The sequence below is a fragment of the Parasalinivibrio latis genome (assembly GCF_036825535.1).
In the GTDB taxonomy this organism is placed as follows: domain Bacteria; phylum Pseudomonadota; class Gammaproteobacteria; order Enterobacterales; family Vibrionaceae; genus Parasalinivibrio; species Parasalinivibrio latis.
In genome coordinates this window covers 28,835-52,721 of the sequence record NZ_CP098812.1, presented here as the reverse complement: position 1 = coordinate 52,721, position 23,887 = coordinate 28,835, and the positions used below count along the sequence as shown (strand labels likewise).

Here is a 23,887-nt window from a genome sequence, read left to right as displayed (position 1 = left end):
CACTATTTGAATGGATTCGCTTTCGTATTGCAAGCCTTAGCTGATATTCTATACGGATGAAAATGACACATATCACAGAGCAAAAATTCGCCGATCTGGAACTGGATGCACGTGTAGTTTCAGGCCTTGAAAGCAAGGGTTTCCATAATTGTACACCCATTCAGGCTTTGGCGTTGCCGGTTATGCTCTCCGGCCAGGATATTGCCGCTCAGGCGCAAACAGGAACAGGGAAAACCCTGGCATTCCTGACGGCTATTTTTCACCATCTTCTGGTTCATCCGGCCAAGGAAAGCCGTCGTCAGAACCAACCACGTGCCATTATCATGGCACCAACCCGTGAACTGGCTATCCAGATCTACAACGATGCAGCACCACTGCTGGCATCTACCGGCCTGACTGCTGGCCTGGCTTACGGTGGTGAACCGTATGAAAAGCAGGTCAAGACCCTAGAGAAAGGTGTTGATATTCTGGTGGGCACCACCGGCCGTATCATCGATTTCTACAAGCAGCGCGTTATTGATCTGGGTGCTATCCAGGCAGTGGTTCTGGATGAAGCGGATCGCATGTTCGATCTTGGTTTCATCAAGGACATCCGTTTCCTTTTCCGCCGTATGCCAGCACCGGCCGAGCGCCTTAACATGCTGTTCTCTGCCACACTTTCTTACCGTGTACGTGAGCTCGCTTTTGAGCACATGAACAACGCAGAATATGTGGAAGTTGAGCCGGAGCAGAAAACCGGCCACCGCATTAAGGAAGAGCTGTTCTACCCTTCAAACCAGGAAAAAATGCGCCTGCTGCAATCCCTGGTTGAAGAAGAGTGGCCTGACCGCGCAATCGTATTTGCTAACACCAAACACCGCTGTGAAGACATCTGGGGCCACCTGGCAGCAGACGGTCACCGCGTTGGCCTGTTAACTGGTGATGTACCGCAGAAGAAGCGTATTCGCATCCTGGAAGATTTTACCAAGGGCAATCTGGACATTCTGGTGGCTACCGATGTTGCAGCCCGTGGCCTGCATATTCCCCAGGTAACCCACGTATTCAACTACGACTTGCCTGATGACTGTGAAGACTACGTTCACCGTATTGGCCGTACCGGCCGTGCTGGAGCCAGTGGCCACTCAATCAGCTTCGCCTGTGAAGAGTACGCCCTGAACCTGCCTTCTATTGAAGAGTACATTGCCCACACCATCCCGGTATCCGGCTATGACTCAGATGCACTGCTGGAAGATCTGCCTGCTCCGCTTCGCGTACAGAAGCCTCGTCAGGTAAACAGCCGTGTAACCGGTGGCAACAAGAAAAACAGCTCGGGTAAATCCCGCCAGCGTCAGCGCCGCCCGCGCCAGGAAAATAAGAATTAAAACGATCGCAGTATGACCGTTAGCAGCATGGAAAACGCAGCTTCACCGATTTTTGTCGCCATTGACTTGGGCTCCAACAGCTTCCATATGTGGGTTGTCCGCCAGGTTGCCGGCAGTGTGCAGACCCTGGCCAAAATTAAGCGCAAGGTTCGCCTTGCTGCCGGGCTGGATAAAAATAACCAGCTTAGCCTTGAAGCCATGCAAAGGGGCTGGGACTGCCTTGCCCTGTTTGCTGAGCGCCTGCAAGATATCGACCGAGCCAACATCCGGGTGGTTGCCACAGCCGCCATCCGCTCTGCCGTGAACCGGGATGAGTTTTTGGCGCAAGGAGGCAAGATCCTCGGCTTCCCTATCCAGGTTATCCCCGGCGAGGAAGAGGCACGCATCATCTACCAGGGTGTAGCCCATACATCCGGGGGAAGCGGTAAACGCCTGGTGGTCGATATCGGTGGAGCCAGTACAGAAGTCATCATCGGTGAAGGTTTCGATGCTGCCGCCCTGACCAGCCTCAAAATGGGCTGTGTCACCTGGCTTGACGGCTATTTCCACGACCGTGTCCTGAACGAAGCCAATTTCACTGCCGCCATTGATGGTGCCAAAGCTGAACTGGCACCTATTCTGGGCCACTACAAAGCGCTGGGCTGGGATGTATGCGTGGGTGCCAGCGGTACAGTACAGGCGCTCCAGGAGATTATGCTCGCCCAGGGAATGGATGAGGTTATTACCCTTGCCAAACTCAACCGGCTTAAAAAACAGGCTATCAGCTTCGGTCAGCTCGAAGAGCTGGACATTGAAGGGCTGACGCTTGAGCGCGCACTGGTGTTCCCAAGTGGCCTGGCAATCCTGATTGCGATATTTGAATCCTTTGGCATAGAAAGCATGACACTTGCCGGCGGTGCGCTCCGCGAAGGCCTGGTTTACGAACTGATGGCCGGTATGCGGGAAAATGATGTGTGTCAGCGCACCCTTGCAAGCCTGGAAACCCGTTACCAGATCGACAGTGCCCACGGCCGGGCGGTTGCCGATATGGCAGAGGAACTGCTTAACCAGTGCGGTACCAGCTGGGTAACAGAGCCCCAGGGTAAATGCATGTTGCAAAGTGCCGCCCGCCTACACGAAATCGGTATCAGCATCGGTTTTAAAAAGGGGGGTGAGCACGCAGCCTACCTGCTTCGCAATATCGACCTGCCTGGCTTTACCCGGGCACAGGCCAAGCTGCTGGCAGAACTGGTAAGCCATTACCGTGACGGGTTTACGGCTGTAAACGGTAAGCAGGCACTGTCATCAACCAGTGCCGTCCGCCTGCTGCGCCTTCTGCGCCTGGCAGTTATTCTCTGCCACCGTCGGGATAAATCGGTTCAACCGGCAGTATCTCTGTCCGCTTCAGGCGATACACTCAAGCTCACTCTTTCCGGCGGCTTACTGGGGCAAAGCCCGTTGCTGGCGACAGAGCTTGAACTTGAGGCAAACCGCCAGACTGATGCGGGGTATCCGCTGGCAATCTGCGGTTAATCTCTGACATACGCAAAAAAGGCGGGGAATCCCGCCTTTTTTATATCGATTTATCCGGTAATTCCACTGTGGCGCAGCAGGGCATCCGGTTGTGGCTCGCGGCCGCGGAAGCGTTTGAACAGCTCCATTGGCTCTTCACTACCGCCACGCTCCAGAATGCAGTTCAGGAAGTCCTGACCGGTCTGGGTATTGAAGATGCCATCTTCCTCAAAGCGGGAGAAGGCGTCAGAAGACAGCACTTCCGCCCATAGGTAGCTGTAGTAGCCGGCACTGTAGCCACCACCGAAAATATGGCTGAAGGCATGTGGGAAGCGATTGAATTCCGGTGATGGCACCACAGATACCCGGACTTTCACATCTGCCAGGGTTTCCAGCACCTTGGCACCCTCTTCTGGGTCGTACTGGCTAAACATGGTGAAATCGAACAGACCGAATTCCAGCTGGCGCAGGATGCCCATGGCAGACTGGAAGTTCTTGGCATCCAGCATGCGCTCCAGCATCTCTTTTGGTAAAGGCTCACCGGTTTCATAGTGACCGGAGATAAAGGCCAGCGCCTCTTCTTCCCAGCACCAGTTTTCCAGGAACTGGCTTGGCAGCTCTACCGCATCCCAAGGTACACCGTTGATACCGGATACATCAGACACTTCGACCTGCGTCAGCATATGGTGGATACCGTGGCCGAACTCGTGGAACAGGGTGACCACTTCGTCATGGGTAAACAGCGCAGGCTTGTCACCCACTGGCTTGTTGAAGTTACAGGTCAGGTAGGCAACCGGAGTCTGGATACTGCCGTCAGCCAGGATGCGGCGCACACGGCACTCATCCATCCATGCCCCGCCCCGCTTGTGGTCACGGGCATAGAGGTCGAGGTAGAAGCTACCACGCAGTTCACCCTTGCTGTCGAAGATATCAAAGAACTTTACGCTGTCGTGCCAGGTATCAATACCTCCCCGCTCACGTACTTCCATGCCAAATACGCGCTTCAGCACTTCAAACAACCCGGCAACGGCCTTTTGTTCCGGGAAGTAAGGGCGAAGCTCTTCATCGGAAATGCTGTAGCGGTGCTGCTTGAGCTTCTCGCCGTAGAACGCGAAGTCCCAGGGCTCCATCTCTTCCACACCGAATTCAGTGCGGGCAAAATCGCGCAGCTCAGTCACTTCACGCATACCCTGCGGGCGGGCTTTTTCCACCAGCTCATTGAGGAATGACAGCACCTGGTCAGTGGTTTCCGCCATTTTGGTCGCCAGCGACAGTTCGCTGTAGCTGTTAAAGCCAAGCAGGCGGGCAATTTCAAACTTCAGGCGAAGGGTTTCTGCCATAATTTCAGTGTTGTCCCAGGTACCGGCATTCGGTCCGCGGTCTGACGCACGGGTGGTGAATGCTTCGTACATTTCACGGCGCAGTTCACGGTTTTCGCAGTAAGTCATCACTGGCAGGTAAGACGGGATATCCAGGGTAAACAGGTAACCTTCCTGCTCACGGGATTCCGCCAGCGCCTTGGCGGCTGAAAGGGCTGACTCCGGCAGGCCGGACAACTCGCTATCGTCAGTAATCAGCTTGCTCCAGCCCATGGTGGCATCGAGTACGTTGTTGTTGAACTTGGATGAGAGTTCGGACAGGCGCTTGCTAATCTCACCGAAGCGGTGCTGTTCGTTCGCAGGCAGGGCAATACCGGAAAGCTCAAAGTCGCGCAGCGCATTGGTAATCGCTTTTTGCTGTGCCGCGTCCAGGGTGTCGAATTCCTCACTTTCACGGATGGCTTTGTAGGCATCGTAAAGGCCTTTGTGCTGACCGACCCAGGTAGAGTATTCAGACAGCATGGGCAGGCAGCTTTCATATGCATCGCGCAGTTCATTGCTGTTTACCACGGCATTCATATGGCTGACCGGCGACCAAACGCGGCCAAGACGGTCATCAGCATCAGCCAGTGGTGCGCAGATTGTCTCCCAGCTTGGGGTTTCAGCCTCAGCCACCACACGCTCAACCGTTGCACGGCAATCTGCCAGCACTTGTTCGACAGCGGGCTTTACGTGTTCGGGTTTAATCTGTGAAAACGGAGGGAGATCCGTGAAAGTCAGTAGTGGGTTTGACATCGGCTTTATCCTTTTTATCTAGATAACTCATTAGATGCAGTCACGAGGGGAAGATTTCAATGGCTACGGCGGTCTGAATTACTGCAACCGTGACCGCAATGGGTCATAAATGCCCAAACTACCCCAAGATATAGGTTTCACACTGAATCAAGCATCTTGAGGTGGTTTGGGTATAATTACTGCCATTATCCCAAATATTCGATCACTATTATGCTCAGTTATCGCCACAGTTTTCACGCCGGTAACCATGCCGACGTGCTTAAACATATTGTAGAGGTTTTAATCCTGGATGCCCTCAAGCAAAAGGATAAAGCCTTTGTTTATCATGACACTCACTCCGGTGCAGGCCGTTATGACTTAACCGGCGATCACGCTGAGAAAACCGGTGAATACAAAGACGGTGTCGCCAAAATCTGGCAGCGTACCGACCTGCCGGAAGAGGTACTGGGTTACATTGAAGCCGTCAAGGCGATGAACAGTGATGACACACTTAACTACTACCCGGGTTCACCGCGTATTGCACGCCATTGCATCCGCCCGCAGGATCGCATGGTGCTGACCGAGCTTCACAGCACTGACTACCCGCTGCTCCAGCAGGAGTTTGAGCGTGACCGTCAGGTCAGCATCTATAACGAAGACGGTTTTGCCCGCCTGAAGGCCAGCCTGCCGCCGAAAGAGCGCCGCGGCCTGGTACTGATTGACCCGTCCTATGAAATCAAAACTGACTACCAGGGCGTGGTTAAAGCGATTCAGGAAGCACACAAGCGCTGGGCAACCGGTGTTTACGCTATTTGGTACCCGGTGGTGCTGCGGGAAAATATCGACCTGATGACCAAAGGGCTGGAAAAGCTTGGCATCCGCAAGATCCTGCAAATTGAACTGGGCGTATCACCGGATACCATCGAACGCGGCATGACAGCTTCCGGCATGATTGTGATCAACCCGCCGTGGAAGCTGGAAAGCCAGATGCAAACCGTGTTGCCTTGGCTGAAAGATCAGCTTGCACCAGAGCACGGTCACTATAAACTGGACTGGATTGTTCCAGAATAAAGAACTAAATAACAATTAGATAAGCGCAGGGAAATACTGTGCTTGCGTGGAAACAGCCTTCAAATTACTCAAATAAATAACAGCATGGAGAAACTCATGGCTAAGCATTTTGACTACATCTGCATTGGCGGCGGAAGCGGCGGTATCGCATCTGCCAACCGCGCAGCAATGTACGGAGCCAAAGTGGCACTGATTGAAGCCAAGCACCTCGGCGGAACCTGCGTAAACGTAGGGTGTGTACCGAAAAAGGTAATGTGGCACGGCGCCCAGGTTGCAGAGGCCATGAACCTCTATGCTGCCGATTACGGTTTTGACGTTACGGTAAACAATTTCAACTGGCAAACACTGGTAGACAGCCGCGAAGCCTATATCGGCCGGATCCACGGTTCTTACGAGCGAGTGCTTGGCAACAACAAGATTGAGGTCATCAACGGCTTTGCCCGCTTTGTTGACAGCAAGACCGTTGAGGTGGACGGCGAGCACTACACCGCGGACCATATCCTGGTTGCTGTTGGCGGCCGCCCGACCATCCCGAACGTACCGGGTGCCGAGCACGGCATCGACTCAAACGGCTTCTTCGAGCTGACTGAAAAGCCGGAACGTGTTGCCGTTATCGGCGCTGGCTACATTGCGGTAGAGATTGCTGGCGTGCTTCATGCGCTGGGTTCAGACACCCACCTGTTTGTCCGCAAGGAATCCCCTATCCGCACCTTCGACCCTATGGTTATCGAAACGCTGGTAGAGGTGATGGCGGCAGAAGGCCCAACCCTGCACACCCACTCTATCCCACAGGAAGTGGTGAAAGAGGCTGACGGCAGCGTGACCCTGAAGTTTGAAAACGGCGAAACCCACAACACTGACGTGCTGATTTGGGCAATCGGCCGTGAACCAACCACAGATACCATCAACCTTGAGGCTGCCGGCGTGGAAACCAACAGCCGCGGTTACATCAAGGTAGATGAATACCAGAACACCAATGTCCCTGGTATTTACTGCGTGGGTGACATCATGGAAGGTGGCGTTGAGCTGACCCCTGTCGCAGTGAAAGCCGGCCGCCAGCTCTCTGAGCGCCTGTTCAACGGCAAAACCGACGCCAAAATGGACTATGAGCTAATCCCGACCGTGGTATTCAGCCACCCGCCGATTGGCACCATCGGCCTGACTGAGCCGGAAGCCAAAGCCCAGTATGGGGAAGAAAATGTGAGGGTTTACACCTCCTCATTTGCTGCCATGTACACCGCCGTTACCAAACACCGCCAGCCATGCAAAATGAAGCTGGTGTGCGCAGGTGATGATGAAAAAGTGGTTGGTCTGCACGGCATCGGCTACACCGTGGATGAAATGATCCAAGGCTTCGGCGTCGCCATGAAGATGGGCGCAACCAAAGCCGACTTTGACAGCGTGGTCGCCATTCACCCAACCGGGTCTGAGGAATTTGTGACCATGAGGTAAGCCATTAAAATGGCTAAAAAAGAGAAGGCGGCCGGTTGGCCGCCTTCTCTTTTTCCGGGGAATATCAAACTACCGCCTGCTTTTGTTCATCAACCACGTGGCAGGCTATCAGGGCATCACCATAGTCTTTCAACTTTGGCTGTTCCTGGTTGCATCGCTCAGTAGCAAACCGGCAGCGGGCGTGGAACGCGCAGCCTTTAGGTGGGTTCAACGGGCTTGGCAATTCACCGGTGAGCTTAATACGCTCACGGCGGTGCTCCGGATCAAGACGGGGTGTCGCCGACAGCAGTGCCTGGGTGTACGGGTGCTGTGGGTTGGCAAAGATCTGTTCTTTGCTGCCCTGCTCCACACAGCGTCCCAGGTACATCACCATCACCTCATCGGCTATATGCTCCACCACTGACAAATCATGCGAGATAAACACGTAGGAAAGCCCGAGTTCATCCTGCAAGTCCATCATCAGGTTGAGGACCTGGGCCTGCACCGACACATCCAGCGCCGAAACAGGCTCATCTGCGACCACCACTTCCGGGTTCAGCATCAGGCCACGCGCAATCGCGATCCGCTGGCGCTGTCCTCCGGAGAACATATGCGGGTAACGGTCGTACTGCTCAGGCTTTAGCCCCACTTTCGCCATGATTGCCAACGCCCTTTCCTTGCGCTCTTTACCGCTAAGGTCAGTATTGATAATCAACGGCTCTTCCAGGATCTGCCCAACCTTCTTACGCGGGTTAAGGGAACCGTAAGGGTTCTGGAACACTATCTGGATTTTTTGCCGACGCAGCTTCTCAGCTGCCGGGTCGTGCTTCAGCAGATCCTGTCCCTGAAAGGTCAGCTCACCGCCAGTCGGCACTTCAATCATGGTAAGCAGGCGGCCAAGCGTAGACTTTCCACAACCTGACTCACCCACCACAGCCAGTGTTTTACCGCGCTCAAGGGTGAAAGAAACACCATCCAGCGCCTTCACCTCAGCTTCTGGCTTGAACATTCCCTGCTTAACCGGGTAGTACTTTTTCAAATCCACTGCATGGAGCAGCGGTGCCTGTTGTTCACTCATTGCGTTGGCTCCCCCTGCTCATTCAGTGGATAGTGGCATTTGACTGCACGGTTAACCGGCCCCTGTACGGCCGGCTCCTCGCTGCGGCATTTCGCTGTTGCATACGGGCAGCGAGGGTTGAGCATACAGCCGGTCGGCCGGTCAAAACGTCCGGGTACCACGCCCGGCAGGGAGTCCAGCCGGGTTGCACCTACTGCGGACTCCGGCAGGGAGCGAAGCAATGCCTGGGTATAGGGGTGTTTCGGGGTTTTAAAGATTTCTGTCGCCGCTCCGGTTTCAACAATCTGTCCGGCGTACATAACGATAACCTTGTGTGCTGCCTCTGCCACCAACGCCAGGTCGTGGGTAATCAACACCAGCGCCATGTTCTGCTCTTTTTGCAGATCCAACAGCAGGTCGATAATCTGAGCCTGGATGGTTACATCCAGCGCCGTTGTCGGCTCATCGGCGATCAGCAGACGCGGGTTACAGGCTATTGCCATCGCAATCATCACACGCTGGCTCATACCGCCGGATAGCTGGTGCGGGTACACATTCAAACGCGAAGCCGGATCCGGAATCCCCACCAGCCTCAGAAGTTCTGTCGCCCTTTCCTTGCGTTCCTTTTTACTGCCACCCTGATGAACTTTGAGCGCTTCCATAATCTGGAAGCCGACGGTAAAGCACGGGTTGAGGCTGGTCATTGGATCCTGGAATATCATGGAGATATCCGCACCTGTCAGCTTCTTGCGCTCCTTTTCCGGCATTTCCAGCAGGTTACGCCCGTAAAAATTCACCGAATCCGCCATCACCCGGCCGGGAAAGTCGATAAGGCCCATTATGGCCAAGGAACTTACCGACTTACCTGAGCCAGACTCCCCGACAATACCGAGAATTTCACCCTCATCAACGGTATAGCTGATTTTATCTACCGCTTTGAACGCGGCGCTCTCGTCTCCAAAATGCACAGAGAGCTGATTTACTTCCAAAATCGCCATTGTGCTCTCCTTATTGCTTCAGTTTTGGATCGAGGGCATCGCGCAGACCGTCACCCATAAGGTTGAAAGCCAATACGGTCAGCAAAATTGCCACACCCGGGAAAGTTACCACCCACCAGGCAGAGTTTATAAACTGGCGCGCATCTGCCAGCATCACTCCCCATTCCGGCGTTGGTGGCTGTGCACCGAGCCCAAGGAAGCCAAGGGCTGCCATATCAAGAATTGCCGTAGAGAAACCCAGCGTTGCCTGGACAATCAACGGCGCCACACAGTTGGGCAACAGCACAACAAACATAAGGCGCAGGTGCCCGGCACCGGCAACCCGGGAGGCTGTCACATAATCCCGGTTTACCTCTGCCAGCACAGATGCCCGAGTCAGTCGGACGTAGTGCGGCAACGATACGAAAGAAATGGCGATAGATGCGTTAAATATTGAGGGGCCAAGAATCGCCACAATAGCAATTGCCAGCAACAGGCTTGGCAATGCCAGCATGATGTCGACCAAACGCATGATAGCTGTGTCAACCATACCCCGGAAATAACCGGCCACCAGCCCAAGGAACACCCCCAGCACCAGTGACAAAACCACCACCAGACAGCCTATCAGGAGCGACAACCGCGCGCCGAAAATAAGACGGGAGAGAATATCCCGGCCCACATCATCCGTGCCCAGGATAAAGCGCCAGTCGCCCCCTTCCGACCAAGCCGGTGGAACCAGCAAGGCATCACGGAACTGCTCAGCCGGGTCATGTGGTGCGACAACATTTGCCAACAGGGCAACGGCAATGACCAGCGCAATATAGATAAGCCCAATCAGGGCCCCGGTATTTTGTGAAAAGTATCCCCAGAATTCAGCGAACGGAGACAGTGGTTCCATCTCCTTGGGGGCAGTTACGGCTTTATTTGCTTCAGTCATATCTCCCCCTTATTTGCCGTGGCGGATACGTGGGTTAACCACACCGTAGAGAATATCCACGATAAGGTTCACCACAATGATGATGGTTGCCACCAGCAGGATCCCGCCTTGAACGACCGGGTAATCCCGCCGTCCGATGGACTCAATAAGCCACTTGCCGATCCCCGGCCAGGCGAAGATGGTTTCGGTAAGGATCGCACCGGACAGCAATATCCCAACCTGCAGGCCGATAACCGTTATTACCGGTATAAGTGCGTTGCGAAGACCGTGAATCAGTACCACACGCCATGGCATCAGTCCTTTGGCACGGGCAGTACGGATATAGTCTTCACCCAGCACCTCCAGCATGGAAGAGCGGGTCATACGGGCAATGACGGCAAGAGGGATGGTGCCCAGGGCAACCGCTGGCAATATCAGGTGATGGACGGCGGCGCCAAATGCCCCCTCCTCCTCAGAGAGCCAGCTGTCTATCAGCATAAAGCCGGTAACTTCGTCTACCCAGTAGGTGGCATCGTCCATCCGTCCGGAAACCGGGGTCAGGTCCAGACCGATGGAGAAGAAAAGAATCAAAAGCAGCGCCCACCAGAAAATCGGCATGGAGTACCCGGTAAGGGAAACCGCCATCACCGAATGATCGAGCACTGTGCCCCGCTTCACTGCTGCCAGGATTCCGGCAGGCAACCCCACTAATATGGCAAACAGGGCGGCACAAAATGCCAACTCCATTGTGGCCGGGAAGAGGGTCATAAACTCTGAAAGTACCGGCTCTTTGGTGATCAGGGAGTTACCGAGATCTCCCTGCAATACATTGCCGATATAGATGAAATACTGTTCGAAAAGAGGCTTGTCGAGACCAAGCTCCGCCATAAGCTGGGCATGGCGTTCCGGAGATACACCCCGCTCACCGGCCATCACTTCTATTGGGTCGCCCGGAATCAGCCGGATTAAGGAGAAGGTCAGCAACGTAATACCGACAAAAGTCGGGATCACCAACCCCAGGCGCTTAAGGATAAACTGAAACATACTTACGTCCGCTCACAAAGCGTGGAGAAGCAAAAAGCGGCCGCAACGTGCGGCCGCTAACTCTAGGTGGCTATTATTCTTGAATATCTACGCCATAGAAGATGTGACCGCCGAATGGGTCGATCTTGTAGTTTTTCACTTCCTTGCGCACTGGCTCGAAAACAACCGAGTGCGCGATAGTTACCCAAGGAGCCTGCTCCTTGAATACCACCTGAGCCTCTTCGTACAGACGGGTACGCTCAGCAACATCAGATGTTTTCTTCGCAGCCTGGATCAGGTTTTCAAACGGCTCATAACACCATTGGGCACGATTAGAACCACCTACACCTGAACAGCCAAGAAGAACAGCCAGGAAGTTATCCGGGTCACCGTTGTCACCAGTCCAGCCAAGCAGGACAGAATCGTGCTCACCGGCTTTCGAACGCTTGAGGTACTCACCCCACTCATAAGTCACGATTTCAGCTTTCACGCCAACCTTCGCCCAGTCAGCCTGAATAACTTCAGCCATACGACGTGCATTCGGGTTGTATGGACGCTGTACAGGCATCGCCCAGATGTTCGTGGTAAAGCCATCTTTCAAACCGGCTTCAGCAAGCAGTGCCTTGGCTTTTTCCAGATCATAGTTGTAGTCAACCACTGCGTCGTTGTATGACCAGATTGTCGGTGGAATCGGGTTTTTCGCTTCCTTACCTGCACCCTGGAATACGGCATCAATGATCGCGGCCTTGTTAACCGCCATGTTCAGCGCCTGGCGGACACGAACATCATCAAATGGCTTCTTCTGGGTGTTGAAGCCAAGGTAACCGACGTTCAGGCCTTCCTGGTTCATCAGGTTAACTACCTTGTCTGAACGCATACGCTCAAGATCAGCCGGGTTTGGATATGGCATCACATGACACTCACCCTTCTGGAGCTTGGCATAACGCACTGAAGCATCAGGCGTGATAGAGAACACCAGACGATCGATTGGCGCTTTACCTTCATAGTATGAAGGGTTTGCGGTGTAGCGGATTGAAGAGTCTTTTTTGTATCCGGCCAACTGGAATGGGCCGGTACCAACAGGTTCAAGATCCAATTTTTCAGGGGTACCGGCTGCCAGCATTTGGTCACCCTGCTCTTTAGACATAATCGAAGCAAAGTCCATCGCCAGGTTGGCAATAAACGGGGCTTCCGGACGGGTCAGGTTGAAAACAACGGTGTAATCATCCTTCTTGTCGATCGACTTGATCAGATCACCCATTTCCATCGCATTGAAGTACTCATACGAGCCGCCGGAAACTTTATGGTAAGGATGGTTGGCATCTTTCTGACGCATGAACGAGAAGATGACATCGTCGGCATTGAAATCACGGGTTGGTTTGAAATTCTTTGTTGAGTGGAATTTCACGCCTTTGCGCAGCTTGAACGCATAGCTCAAGCCGTCATCTGAAACTGTCCAGGACTCAGCCAAGCCTGGGACAATCTTGGTGGTGCCACGCTCAAACTGAACCAAGCGGTTAAAAATCTGGCGAGAGCTGGCATCGAATGTAGTGCCTGATGTGTAGAGCGACGGGTTAAAGCCTTCTGGTGAACCTTCGGAGCAGTAGACCAGCGTTTTGGCCTGTACTCCGGCAGCAACCGCCGACGCAATCAGCGCCGCGCTCAGCTTCAACATTGTAGTTTTCATGATATGGCTCCATGTATTGAGATCAGTACATAGGCCGCATCGGAGACTGGGTATTACCCGATGGCAGATGATTTCAGTCCACGGGTATAGCAGTAAAAGAATATCCTTATTTTACTACTGAGAGTTTTTGGCTTTTTAAAGCCCTGGAGCCTCCATGCAACCAGACAGCAATCACGTATTGAACACGTAATTGGCACAGTAGAAATCTGACAAAGATTTCACAAAAGATCAACAAAGCCACACTATTGACTGGTTTTTATACGATGTACCGCATAACTATTCAAAAATCATCCTAGTCGACTGATACATCACGGAGAGAGCACAGTGATGGTAATCGATTTCAATCTTTTATAATCAACATCTTACGCACCACCCAATTAACCAATGAAAAATCACCTCTCTGAATTTTATTTAATTCAAAAAAGAATCCTCCATAAGTGATCGCTAAATAGAACAAATCCAGAAGGTTTAACCGCCAGTTTGCCCCTATTGAGTGTTAGGCTCTAGGAAGCAATCAAAATTACACAAGATAGACCAAGGGAATGAATATAAAAATTTAGTGCTTATTCACTACAGATCCGTGAAAGCGCCTAAAGCAGTTTGATGAAGTTCAAAGATTAGAAATTTAATACTACGGGGATTTTTAGGCAGGAAATCTGGCTTTTTAGAAAATAAAAATCTACAAATGCAAAAAACCCCGCTCATTGAGCGGGGTTTCTTTAATTTGGTCGGTGAAGAGGGATTCGAACCCCCGACCCTCTGGTCCCAAACCAGATGCGCTACCAAACTGCGCTATTCACCGATAGATGGGGTGGCTAACGAGACTCGAACTCGCGACAACTGGAATCACAATCCAGGGCTCTACCAACTGAGCTATAGCCACCATTGTTACTGCGCCTTCAACCTTCCGGAGTGGCGCGCCCGACAGGATTTGAACCTGTGACCTTTGGCTCCGGAGGCCAACGCTCTATCCAACTGAGCTACGGGCGCCTTGCCCTGTCGGCGGAGACGGATATTACGGATATCACATCTACGCGTCTAGTCTTTTTTTTAAATTTTTTATCGATTGCTCTCTTTTTCGACAAAATGCGTATTCATCAAACAAGAGCAACCTCATAAGTATGAACTGTAACAGTTTCATGCAACAACCTTAAGCGATATAATCACGCAATATTTACATTGGATTAACCTCCTATTTCAGCCAAGACTGATAAGGAGTTTGCCGTAAAGGATGACGCACCGTTGGCATGCATCGATCGGCAACCAAAAACAACAAAGGCAGCCTGTGCCAGCAATTGTGGGAGTGTAACTGTGAGTGTGAAAGGAAACTTTTTTAGCCGTGTAGCCGTAAGTGCCGTCGCTGCACTGTCTATCGCTACTGCTGTTCAGGCAGCGGATATGTCAGAAGAAGCCATTGCGGAACGTATTTCCCAGGTTGGTTCTGTGTATCTTGACGGAGAAGGCCCGGTCACCGCTGCAGCGGAGCCTGCCGGTCCGCGTACCGGCGACCAGGTTTACAACACCTTCTGTATGGCCTGCCACGGCACAGGTGCTGCCGGTGCGCCGAAAACCGGTGATGCCGCTGCATGGGAGCCTCGTCTTGCCCAGGGTCGTGACACCTTGAACCAGCATGCCATCAACGGCTTCAACGCTATGCCAGCCCGTGGTACCTGCATGGACTGTTCTGACGAGGAAATCGTTGCAGCCATCGACCATATGTTGAGCTTGTAATAACACGCTATACCGTTGATACGAAGAAGGCTGCCTCTACGGCAGCCTTCTTTTATGGTTTTATTTCCCTTTGTTGAGCATGGCCCTTAGGTTGGCGATAGCCGCCTGCCCTTTTTCCATCCGCTGTTCCTGGGTTTGCGGTACTTTCTTTACTTCCCACTCCAGATCATCCTGCGGCAACTCATCAAGGAAACGGCTTGGTGTCGGGCGGATAAGCTCACCAAACTGGCGGCGCTCTTTACACAAGGTAAATGTCAGCTCACGCTGGGCACGGGTAATACCGACATAAGCCAGCCGGCGCTCTTCCTCGACATTGTCCTCGTCAATGCTGGTCTGGTGAGGCAAGATGCCCTCTTCCATACCAATAAGGTACACATACGGGAATTCAAGGCCCTTGGAGGCGTGCAGGGTCATCAACTGGACTTGGTCAGCGTCATCATCGTCCTCACCCCGTTCCATCATGTCGCGCAGGGTAAGGCGTTGCACAATCTCTTTCAGGTTGCGCGGTGTCTGGTCGTAGTTGTCCCCTTCCAGGTCAGCCACTATCCAGCCGTATAGATCAGACACGTTCTTCATCCGCATCTCAGCAGCTTTCGGGCTTGATGAGGTATCGTAGAGCCAGTCTTCGTAGTGAATATCCCGCACCATGGAACGTAGGGCCGCCACGGCATCCCCCCTTTCCAACTCATCAGCAAGCTCCACAACCCAGCGGGTAAAGTGACGAAGGGACTCCAGCCCCCGGCCGGTCAGCGACTGCTCAAGCCCAAGCTCGAAGCTGGCTTCAAACAAGCTTTTTCCACGCATATTGGCGTAACTTCCCAGCTTTTCCAGCGTAACCGGGCCGATTTCACGTCGTGGTGTGTTTACGATGCGCAGGAATGCGTTGTCATCATCATGGTTTGTAAGAAGACGCAGGTACGCCATGATGTCCTTGATTTCTGCCCGGGCAAAAAACGAGGTCCCCCCGGAAATCTTGTACGGAATCCGGTTTTGCATCATCGCCTTTTCTATCGATCGGGACTGGTGGTTACCCCGGTAGAGCACTGCATAATCTTTGTATTTGGTGTGGTTGAGGAAGCGGTGTGCGATCAGCTCCCCCACCACACGTTCTGCTTCATGCTCCTCATTATTGGCTGTCAGCACCTTTAAAGGCTCTCCGTGCTGAAGCTCTGAGAAGAGGCGCTTTTCAAAAACGTGTGGGTTGTTGGCAATCAGGATATTGGCCGAGTGCAGGATACGCCGGGTTGACCGGTAATTCTGCTCAAGCTTGATCACTTTGAGAGACGGGAAGTCCTGGTTAAGCAGCACCAGGTTTTTCGGCTGTGCACCACGCCAGGAATAAATAGACTGGTCATCATCCCCCACCACTGTGAAGCGGGCTCTATCGCCCACCAGCAGTTTCACCAACTCATACTGGCTGGTGTTGGTATCCTGGTATTCATCCACCAGCAGGTAGCGGATCTTGTTCTGCCAACGCAGGCGGACATCTTCATTGTGGCGGAGAAGGCCAACCGGCATTAGGATAAGATCATCAAAGTCCAGCGCGTTGTAGGCCCGCATCTGACGCTGGTACATCTCATAGCAAAACGCAAATAACTGATCCCGCTCACCCATAGCCCGGGCCTTTGCCTGATCCGGCGACAGCATGTCGTTTTTCCAATTGGAGATAGTATGGACAAGCTGGTTGAGCAGATCCTTATCACCTTCCAGCTGGTCTTCTGTCAGTTCTTTAAGAAGTGCCAACTGGTCTTGATCATCAAACAGTGAGAACCCGGCCTTTAAGCCAAGCTGTTTGTATTCACGGCGAATGATTTCAAGACCCAGAGTGTGGAAGGTTGAAACCATGAGGCCTCGGGACTCTTTCTTGCCCAGAGTCTGCCCTACACGTTCTTTCATTTCCCGGGCGGCTTTGTTGGTAAAAGTCACCGCAGCAATATGCCGGGGCTTATAGCCGCACACCTGCACCAGATAGGCAATCTTATTGGTGATAACGCGGGTTTTGCCGGAACCGGCTCCCGCCAGCACCAGGCAGGGGCCGGAAACGTGTTTTACAGCTTCATCTTGAGCAGGATTGAGTTTCATTGCAGCTCGCTGTCAGTGTTCAGAGTTGGGTCAGCATTTTAGGTTTACTGGCCTTAAAGTCTATGTCATTTCCTGTGGCGCCTAAAAATTGGGCATCAACACATTGAGAATACAACAGGCATCCGTATAATGAATGAACGTTCATTCACTAACAGGAAAAATGTGGCCACCAATAAAGTACCAGACAAGCGGACGCTAATCCTAGAAGCGACTCAGCGGTTGCTGGCGCAGACAGGATTCCACGGTTTGTCGATGCAGATGGTCGCAAAGGAAGCGGGAGTGGCAGCCGGCACCATCTATCGCTACTTCGCAGATAAAAATGACCTGTTGGCGCAGCTTCACAACCACGTTTTACAACATGTTGCGAACAAAATAAGTGCAGGGTTGTCGGACTCTATGTCGCTTCGCCAACGTTTTGAAAAAATCTGGCTGAATACCTGGCAGATGGTCATTACCAATGACGACCAGTTGATAAACAGGTACCAGTTTGACAGCCTTCCGCGCAACGAAAGTGCGGAACAGCGAATCTGGGAGAAAGCTGTTTTCTCCTTTCTGTTCGAGCTCTTCGAAAAAGGGAAAGAAGAAGGGATATTCAAGGAATTAGACACCGAAGTTCTGGTTGCCATAGGTATAGAACCGGTCGTACACCTGGCACGAAAACAAGTCAAAGGATTGATTGAACTCGATAATGGCAAGCGCCAAAGCGCAATGGATGCATGCTGGGATAGCGTAATCCGCCATTAAAAATCTGGAGTTAAATCAATGAAAAAATGGTTTTTCATCATGGCGCTGGTCGTGCTGTTGCTCTTTGGCAGCGTGATTGGTTTCAATCTCTTCAAACAACACAAAATTGCTGAATACCTGGCTAACCGTCCGGAACCTGAGTTCCCTGTCACTGTGACAGACGTAAAAGCAGGTGACTGGAACCCGGTTATTGAAGCCATTGGCTTTATCGAGCCAAACCAGGGCGTAACACTAACCTCTGAAGTCTCCGGTACCATCAAAAACATCGGTTTTGAATCCGGCCAGAAAGTTGAGAAAGGTGACCTGCTCGTTGGTATCGACTCTGACGTGGAAAAAGCCAACTTGGAAAGTACCCAGGCCCGCCTGCCTGCAGCCAAGGCCAAATTTGAGCGTTACAAAGACCTGTTTGCCAAAGGCTCAGTTTCCCAGGAAGCGCTTGATGATGCCCAGGCATCTTACCTTTCACTGATGGCACAGGTAAAAAGCCTGAAAGAGTCCATTGCCCGCCGCAACATCACTGCGCCATTTGGCGGTGAAGTAGGCCTGCGCAATGTATTCCTCGGCCAGTTCGTCCAGCCAGGTACAGATATCGTCCGTCTGGAAGACACCAGCGTCATGCGTTTCCGTTTTACCGTACCGCAGACTGACCTGCCAAAACTGCGCCTTGGCCAGTCATTGGTCATTGATGTGGACGCGTACCCGGACATCAAGTTTGACGGCAACATTACAGCCATAGAGCCCGCTGTGAACTACCAAAGTGGTCTGGTACAGGTTCAGGCCAGCATCCCAAACAATGAAGGCAAGCTTCGCTCCGGCATGTTCGCCCGCGCCAAGGTAATTCTTCCTCCTGTGCGCAATCAAATTATCCTGCCTCAGACAGCGATTACCTTCAGCCTGTATGGCGACACCGTGTACGTGGTCCGCAAGGATGACGACGGTGCGCTGCGTGCGTTCCAGACTGTGGTAAACACCGGCGAGCGCCAGGGCGACACCGTACATGTGCTCAAGGGCTTGGAACCGGGCCAGACTGTTGTCACCTCAGGACAAATTCGCCTGAGCAACCACGCCAAGGTAAAAGAAGTGGTCAACAATGCCCTGGCTACACCGGCAGTGACACCTAAGCTGTAACCGGAGGCAGCATGCGCATTACAGATATATTCATAAAGCGCCCCGTGCTGGCAGCCTCAATCAGCTTCCTGATTGCACTGCTTGGCCTCCAGGCGCTGTTCCAGATGCAGGTCCGCCAGTACCCGGAAATGACCAATACAGTAGTGACTGTATCAACGGGTTATTACGGTGCCGGTGCTGACCTTATCCAGGGTTTTATCACCCAGCCGCTTGAGCAGGCTATCGCTCAGGCGGATAACATCGACTTCATGACCTCCCAGAGCGTAATGGGTAAATCCACCATCACGGTCTATATGAAGCTCAACACTGACCCGAGTGCTGCACTGGCAGATATTCTCGCCAAAACCAATTCGGTAAGATCTCAACTTCCTAAGGAAGCAGAAGATCCGTCAGTCACTATGTCTACCGGCTCCGCGACTGCGGTTTTGTACCTCGGCTTTACCAGCCCGGAACTGAACTCCAGCCAGATTACCGATTACCTTGAGCGCGTAATCAAGCCACAGTTGTTCACCATCAACGGTGTATCCAAAGTAGACCTGTACGGCGGCATCCCTTACGCGCTGCGTGTATGGCTGGATCCGGCCAAGATGGCGGCGTTTGGTCTCACTGCTACTGATGTTGTCAGTATCCTCAACGCCAACAACTACCAGTCTGCAATCGGCCAGTCGAACAACGAATACGTGCTGTACAACGGCAGCGCTGACACCCAGGCTAACAATGCTGAAGCCCTGTCCCGCCTGGTGGTTGCCACCCGTGACAGCCAGGTTATCCGACTGGGTGACATTGCCAAGGTCGATCTGGCGAAGAGCCACGATATCTACCGCGCAAGCGCTAACGGTAAAGAGGCCGTGGTTGCCGCAATCAACGCAGCACCAAGTGCCAACCCAATCACCATCGCCAAGGGTGTGCGGGACCTGATGCCTTCTCTTGAGCGCAACATGCCAAGCACCATCAAGATGCAGGTAATGTATGACTCAACCATCGCGATTAACGACTCCATCCACGAGGTAATCAAAACCATCGTTGAGGCGGCGCTTATCGTACTGGTTGTGATCACACTGTTTGTTGGTTCGCTGCGCGCTGTAATCGTGCCAATCGTCACCATCCCGCTCTCCCTTATCGGTGTGGCGATGATGATGCAGATTTTTGGCTTCTCCTGGAACCTGATGACCCTGCTGGCGATGGTACTTGCCATCGGCTTGGTGGTGGATGATGCCATCGTGGTACTGGAAAACGTCGACCGGCATATCAAGCTCGGGGAATCACCGTTCCGGGCTGCAATCATTGGTTGCCGTGAAATCGCAGTACCGGTTATTGCCATGACCCTGACACTGGGCGCGGTATATGCTCCTATCGCCCTGATGGGGGGTATTACCGGTTCCTTGTTCAAGGAGTTTGCCCTGACACTGGCCGGTGCGGTATTTGTCTCCGGTATCGTGGCACTGACCCTGTCGCCGATGATGTGTTCGAAACTGCTTAAAGCCAACGCTGAGCCAAGCAAGTTCGAGAAAACGGTCCACCACGCACTGGACAACCTGACAGAGCGCTACGGCCGTGTTCTCGGCGCAGTAATGCAGCACCGCCCGGTTATCATTGTGTTCGCCATATTGGTATTTGCCAGCCTGCCGCTGCTGTTCAAGTTCATCCCAAGTGAGCTTGCCCCGGCAGAAGACAACGGTGTGGTGGTACTGATGGGTACGGCTCCGGCAAATGCGAACCTGGACTACATCCAGAACACCATGAACGAGGTGAATACCATTCTGAGCGACCAGCCAGAAGTGGAATTTGCCCAGGTATTCTCTGGTGTGCCAAACTCCAACCAGGCATTCGGTCTTGCGACCCTCAAACCTTGGAGTGAGCGTAAGGCCAGCCAGGCAGAAGTCGCCAACCGGGTAACCGGATTAGTGAAAGATATCCCGGCAATGTCGGTAACTGCATTCCAGATGCCGGAGCTTCCGGGTGCCTCTTCAGGCCTTCCTGTTCAGTTTGTACTGACCACCCCGAACAACTTCGAAAGCCTGTTCCAGGTTGCCTCTGACGTTCTGGCACAGGTTCAGAAAAACGGTATGTTCGTATACTCTGAGCTGGACCTGAACTTCGGTTCTGCCACCATGCAAATCAATATCGACAAGGACAAAGCCGGTGCCTATGGCATCACCATGCAGTCCATCGGTGCTACCCTGGGCACCATGATGGCTGACGGCTACGTAAACCGAGTGGATATGGACGGCCGGTCTTACGAGGTTATCCCTCAGGTAACCCGCAGCAACCGCTTGAACCCAAGCGATATAAACCACTACTACGTGAAATCAGCAAGCGGCGCCTCTGTGCCTCTGTCTGAACTGGTTTCCATCAAAGTAGTTGCGGAGCCTCGCTCCCTGCCTCACTTTAACCAGCTGAACTCAGCCACTATCGGTGCGGTATTGGCACCGGGTACAGCGATGGGTGACGCAATCAACTGGTTTGAAAACGATGTCGCCAACAACCTGCCATCCGGCTACCGTTACGACTTTACCGGCCAGTCACGCCAGTACGTGACTGAAGGTAACGCACTGTACGGTACATTTGGCCTGGCACTGGCAGTTATCTTCCTGGTACTGGCTATCCAGTTTGAGTCCGTCCGTGACCCGCTGGTTATCCTTATCTCGGTACCACTTGCGGTATGTGGAGCCCTGATTGCGCTGGCATGGGGAGCAGCAACGCTCAACATCTACTCCCAGGTGGGGCTTATCACCCTCATAGGCCTGATAACCAAGCACGGTATCCTTATCTGTGAGGTTGCCAAGGAAGCCCAGCTCAATCACAAGAAGAACCGGATGGATGCAGTGATGGAAGCCGCAATGGTTCGTCTGCGCCCTATCCTGATGACTACAGGTGCAATGATTGCCGGCCTTATCCCGCTGCTATACGCATCAGGTGCAGGTGCAGCCCAGCGCTTCAGTATCGGTATCGTTATTGTGGCAGGCCTGTCTATCGGTACGTTGTTCACCCTGTTCGTACTGCCGGTGATTTACACCTATATCGCCAGTGAGCACAAACCACTGCCGGTATTTGTGGAAGACGAAGAGCTCAATGCTCTGGCAAAAGCGGATGAATACCGCAGCAAGCCACAAAGCTAATCAGAACCACTGAATGACAAAGGGCCCGACAAGGCCCTTTTCTTTTATCAATTTCGACAACCTGTTAGGTATTGAATAGAATAGAGGCCATCTGACTGAGGGAGTTTGTCCATGTTTGATCCAAAGAAGCTTGAGCAGGTTGCCAAGCAAATTCACGAAGCCATGCCAAAGCCGGTTAAGGATCTTGGCCAGGACGTAGAACAAAAGGTTCGTCAGGTTATCCAGGGCCAGTTGAGCAAACTGGATGTGGTCAGCCGGGAAGAGTTTGATGTGCAGACCCAGGTACTGCTGCGCACCCGACAGAAACTGACAGCACTCGAACAGAAACTCGAAGAGCTGGAACAGAAACTGTCAGCAAAAGAAAACGAAGAACAATAAAAAGGCCCGGTTTAAAACCGGGCCTTTCCTTTCTTAAAACTAAAATTTATCAGCCGCCTACAGCAATGCGCTTCATGTCTGTCATATAACCGCGCAGCTCTTCGCCCGTCCACTCAACCGGGTGGTTGCGAATGGTCTGGTTCACTTCAATCAGAGTCTGGTTATCAACCTGGTTGCCAGTTTCGCCCAGGCCTTTACCGATAACGTCAGTACCCACTTTCGGCATGAATTTCTCGCGCAGCAGCGGGGTTGCAACGTTAGCGAACAGGTAGTTACCGTACTCAGCGGTATCCGAGATGACCACGTTCATTTCGTACAGGCGCTTACGGGCAATAGTGTTGGCAATCAGTGGAAGCTCGTGGAGAGACTCATAATAAGCAGACTCTTCGATAATGCCGGAATCTGTCATGGCTTCAAACGCCAGTTCAACACCGGCACGCACCATAGCAACCATCAGGATGCCATTGTCAAAGTACTCTTGCTCGGTGATCTGTACGTCTGAATCCGGGTAGTTTTCAAATGCGGTCTCTCCGGTTTCCTTACGCCAGTTCAACAGGTTCACGTCGTCGTTTGCCCAGTCTGCCATCATGGTGCTGGAGAATTCTCCGGAAATGATGTCATCCATATGCTTGTTGTAAAGCGGACGGAGCAGATCTTTAAGCTCTTCAGACAGTTCAAATGCTTTGATCTTGGCTGGGTTGGACAGGCGGTCCATCATATGGGTAATGCCACCAAACTTCAGCGCTTCGGTAACAGTCTCCCAACCGTACTGCAGCAGTTTACCTGCGTAGCCAGGATCAACGCCTTCCTCAACCATCTTCTCGTAACAAACGATAGATCCCGCCTGCAGCATGCCGCACAGGATTGTCTGCTCGCCCATCAGGTCAGATTTCACTTCTGCAACGAAAGAAGATTCCAGAACGCCGGCACGGTGGCCACCGGTAGCTGCTGCCCATGCCTTGGCGATTTCCAGGCCGTCACCATTTGGATCGTTGTCCGGGTGAACAGCAATCAGTGTAGGCACACCAAAGCCACGCTTGTATTCTTCACGTACTTCCGTACCCGGGCACTTAGGTGCAACCATTACGACAGTGATGTCCTCACGGATTTGCTGGCCCACTTCGACAATATTGAAGCCGTGGGAGTAACCCAGAGATGCACCTTCTTTCATCAGGGGCATCACGGTTTCTACTACATTGGAGTGCTGTTTGTCCGGCGTCAGGTTTACAACCAGATCAGCCTGAGGAATCAGGGTTTCGTAGCTGCCTACTTCAAAACCGTTGTCTTTGGCGTTTTTGAAGGACTGACGCTGTTCATCGATAGCAGCCTGACGGAGGGCATAGGAAACATCCAGGCCAGAATCACGCATGTTCAGGCCCTGGTTAAGCCCTTGGGCACCACACCCGACGATAACAACCTTCTTGCCTTTGAGGTACTCAGCCTCTCCGGCGAATTCGTTGCGGTCCATAAAACGACAAACACCTAACTGAGCCAGCTGTTCACGCAGGTTCAGCGTGTTGAAATAGTTAGCCATTGTTCAGCACTCCATGAAATGAATATCCATTGTGATCCGAGTCACATCTATGCACTTTCAGACC

17 protein-coding genes and 3 tRNA genes are annotated in these 23,887 nt (G+C 52.7%); 9 read left to right on the top strand and 11 right to left on the bottom strand.

Annotated elements, in window-relative coordinates; all coding sequences use genetic code 11:
- The first annotated feature begins 56 nt into the window (after positions 1-56).
- Together rhlB and gppA are read left to right on the top strand one after the other, a co-directional pair.
- Entirely contained in the window at positions 57-1,361 is a 1,305-nt protein-coding gene (rhlB, locus tag NF212_RS00225; protein WP_434357786.1) for an ATP-dependent RNA helicase RhlB, read from the top strand.
- 27 nt (positions 1,362-1,388) lie between these two features.
- Positions 1,389-2,873 (top strand): guanosine-5'-triphosphate,3'-diphosphate diphosphatase, encoded by a 1,485-nt coding sequence (gene gppA / locus NF212_RS00220; protein ID WP_434360791.1) that lies wholly within the window; start codon positions 1,389-1,391, stop codon positions 2,871-2,873.
- 50 nt (positions 2,874-2,923) lie between these two features.
- Here gppA and prlC read toward each other — a convergent pair whose 3' ends face one another.
- Complete coding sequence (gene prlC / locus NF212_RS00215) at positions 2,924-4,966, bottom strand: oligopeptidase A (RefSeq protein ID WP_434357784.1); 2,043 nt, start codon at positions 4,964-4,966, stop codon at positions 2,924-2,926.
- Positions 4,967-5,176: 210 nt separating this feature from the next.
- Between prlC and NF212_RS00210 the strand changes: the two genes are divergently transcribed.
- Positions 5,177-6,016: a 23S rRNA (adenine(2030)-N(6))-methyltransferase RlmJ gene (locus NF212_RS00210; RefSeq protein ID WP_434357782.1), complete on the top strand. Its 840-nt coding sequence runs from the start codon at positions 5,177-5,179 to the stop codon at positions 6,014-6,016.
- Positions 6,017-6,112: 96 nt separating this feature from the next.
- Positions 6,113-7,468 (top strand): glutathione-disulfide reductase, encoded by a 1,356-nt coding sequence (gorA, locus tag NF212_RS00205; RefSeq protein ID WP_434357780.1) that lies wholly within the window; start codon positions 6,113-6,115, stop codon positions 7,466-7,468.
- A gap of 64 nt (positions 7,469-7,532) precedes the next feature.
- Here gorA and dppF read toward each other — a convergent pair whose 3' ends face one another.
- From dppF to NF212_RS00165, 8 genes are all read right to left on the bottom strand, one after another.
- Complete coding sequence (dppF, locus tag NF212_RS00200; protein WP_434357778.1) at positions 7,533-8,525, bottom strand: dipeptide ABC transporter ATP-binding subunit DppF; 993 nt, start codon at positions 8,523-8,525, stop codon at positions 7,533-7,535.
- Positions 8,522-9,502: a dipeptide ABC transporter ATP-binding protein gene (gene dppD, locus NF212_RS00195; RefSeq protein WP_434357776.1), complete on the bottom strand. Its 981-nt coding sequence runs from the start codon at positions 9,500-9,502 to the stop codon at positions 8,522-8,524. Before dppD ends, dppF begins: the two co-directional genes overlap by 4 nt.
- A 10-nt stretch (positions 9,503-9,512) precedes the next feature.
- Entirely contained in the window at positions 9,513-10,418 is a 906-nt protein-coding gene (dppC, locus tag NF212_RS00190) for a dipeptide ABC transporter permease DppC (RefSeq protein ID WP_434357774.1), read from the bottom strand.
- Between the two features lie 9 nt (positions 10,419-10,427).
- Positions 10,428-11,441, bottom strand: a complete 1,014-nt coding sequence (locus NF212_RS00185; RefSeq protein WP_434357772.1) for an ABC transporter permease subunit — start codon at positions 11,439-11,441, stop codon at positions 10,428-10,430.
- Between the two features lie 73 nt (positions 11,442-11,514).
- Positions 11,515-13,107 (bottom strand): ABC transporter substrate-binding protein, encoded by a 1,593-nt coding sequence (locus NF212_RS00180; RefSeq protein WP_434357770.1) that lies wholly within the window; start codon positions 13,105-13,107, stop codon positions 11,515-11,517.
- A gap of 725 nt (positions 13,108-13,832) precedes the next feature.
- Positions 13,833-13,909, bottom strand: a tRNA-Pro gene (locus NF212_RS00175).
- Between the two features lie 5 nt (positions 13,910-13,914).
- Positions 13,915-13,990 (bottom strand) — tRNA-His (locus tag NF212_RS00170).
- Between the two features lie 30 nt (positions 13,991-14,020).
- Positions 14,021-14,097, bottom strand: a tRNA-Arg gene (locus tag NF212_RS00165).
- Between the two features lie 321 nt (positions 14,098-14,418).
- Between NF212_RS00165 and NF212_RS00160 the strand changes: the two genes are divergently transcribed.
- Positions 14,419-14,838, top strand: a complete 420-nt coding sequence (locus NF212_RS00160; protein ID WP_434357768.1) for a c-type cytochrome — start codon at positions 14,419-14,421, stop codon at positions 14,836-14,838.
- A gap of 60 nt (positions 14,839-14,898) precedes the next feature.
- On the opposite strand, the gene rep is transcribed toward NF212_RS00160, so the two are convergent.
- Complete coding sequence (gene rep / locus NF212_RS00155) at positions 14,899-16,920, bottom strand: DNA helicase Rep (protein ID WP_434357766.1); 2,022 nt, start codon at positions 16,918-16,920, stop codon at positions 14,899-14,901.
- A gap of 129 nt (positions 16,921-17,049) precedes the next feature.
- Between rep and NF212_RS00150 the strand changes: the two genes are divergently transcribed.
- The 4 genes from NF212_RS00150 (at position 17,050) to ubiK (ending at position 22,289) form a co-directional block, all read left to right on the top strand.
- On the top strand, positions 17,050-17,664 hold the full coding sequence (locus NF212_RS00150) for a TetR/AcrR family transcriptional regulator (protein WP_054676763.1): 615 nt from the start codon (positions 17,050-17,052) through the stop codon (positions 17,662-17,664).
- A gap of 18 nt (positions 17,665-17,682) precedes the next feature.
- Positions 17,683-18,792: an efflux RND transporter periplasmic adaptor subunit gene (locus NF212_RS00145; protein WP_434357764.1), complete on the top strand. Its 1,110-nt coding sequence runs from the start codon at positions 17,683-17,685 to the stop codon at positions 18,790-18,792.
- An 11-nt stretch (positions 18,793-18,803) separates the two neighbouring features.
- Positions 18,804-21,911: a multidrug efflux RND transporter permease subunit gene (locus NF212_RS00140; RefSeq protein WP_434357762.1), complete on the top strand. Its 3,108-nt coding sequence runs from the start codon at positions 18,804-18,806 to the stop codon at positions 21,909-21,911.
- A 111-nt stretch (positions 21,912-22,022) separates the two neighbouring features.
- Positions 22,023-22,289 carry a ubiquinone biosynthesis accessory factor UbiK gene (gene ubiK / locus NF212_RS00135; RefSeq protein ID WP_054676767.1) on the top strand — a complete coding sequence of 89 codons (267 nt, stop codon included), beginning with the start codon at positions 22,023-22,025 and terminating at the stop codon, positions 22,287-22,289.
- A 49-nt stretch (positions 22,290-22,338) separates the two neighbouring features.
- Here ubiK and ilvC read toward each other — a convergent pair whose 3' ends face one another.
- Positions 22,339-23,823, bottom strand: coding sequence for a ketol-acid reductoisomerase (gene ilvC, locus NF212_RS00130; RefSeq protein ID WP_434357759.1), 1,485 nt, complete (start codon positions 23,821-23,823; stop codon positions 22,339-22,341).
- Positions 23,824-23,887 lie beyond the last annotated feature (64 nt).

Excerpts from the sequence above, each read along its gene's own strand:
- rhlB (WP_434357786.1), top strand. The coding sequence starts at position 57 with ATGAAAATGACACATATCACAGAGCAAAAATTCGCCGATCTGGAACTG.
- gppA (WP_434360791.1), top strand. The coding sequence starts at position 1,389 with ATGGAAAACGCAGCTTCACCGATTTTTGTCGCCATTGACTTGGGCTCC.
- prlC (WP_434357784.1), bottom strand. The coding sequence starts at position 4,966 with ATGTCAAACCCACTACTGACTTTCACGGATCTCCCTCCGTTTTCACAG.
- NF212_RS00210 (WP_434357782.1), top strand. The coding sequence starts at position 5,177 with ATGCTCAGTTATCGCCACAGTTTTCACGCCGGTAACCATGCCGACGTG.
- gorA (WP_434357780.1), top strand. The coding sequence starts at position 6,113 with ATGGCTAAGCATTTTGACTACATCTGCATTGGCGGCGGAAGCGGCGGT.
- dppF (WP_434357778.1), bottom strand. The coding sequence starts at position 8,525 with ATGAGTGAACAACAGGCACCGCTGCTCCATGCAGTGGATTTGAAAAAG.
- dppD (WP_434357776.1), bottom strand. The coding sequence starts at position 9,502 with ATGGCGATTTTGGAAGTAAATCAGCTCTCTGTGCATTTTGGAGACGAG.
- dppC (WP_434357774.1), bottom strand. The coding sequence starts at position 10,418 with ATGACTGAAGCAAATAAAGCCGTAACTGCCCCCAAGGAGATGGAACCA.
- NF212_RS00185 (WP_434357772.1), bottom strand. The coding sequence starts at position 11,441 with ATGTTTCAGTTTATCCTTAAGCGCCTGGGGTTGGTGATCCCGACTTTT.
- NF212_RS00180 (WP_434357770.1), bottom strand. The coding sequence starts at position 13,107 with ATGAAAACTACAATGTTGAAGCTGAGCGCGGCGCTGATTGCGTCGGCG.
- rep (WP_434357766.1), bottom strand. The coding sequence starts at position 16,920 with ATGAAACTCAATCCTGCTCAAGATGAAGCTGTAAAACACGTTTCCGGC.
- NF212_RS00150 (WP_054676763.1), top strand. The coding sequence starts at position 17,050 with ATGAATGAACGTTCATTCACTAACAGGAAAAATGTGGCCACCAATAAA.
- NF212_RS00145 (WP_434357764.1), top strand. The coding sequence starts at position 17,683 with ATGAAAAAATGGTTTTTCATCATGGCGCTGGTCGTGCTGTTGCTCTTT.
- NF212_RS00140 (WP_434357762.1), top strand. The coding sequence starts at position 18,804 with ATGCGCATTACAGATATATTCATAAAGCGCCCCGTGCTGGCAGCCTCA.
- ubiK (WP_054676767.1), top strand. The coding sequence starts at position 22,023 with ATGTTTGATCCAAAGAAGCTTGAGCAGGTTGCCAAGCAAATTCACGAA.
- ilvC (WP_434357759.1), bottom strand. The coding sequence starts at position 23,823 with ATGGCTAACTATTTCAACACGCTGAACCTGCGTGAACAGCTGGCTCAG.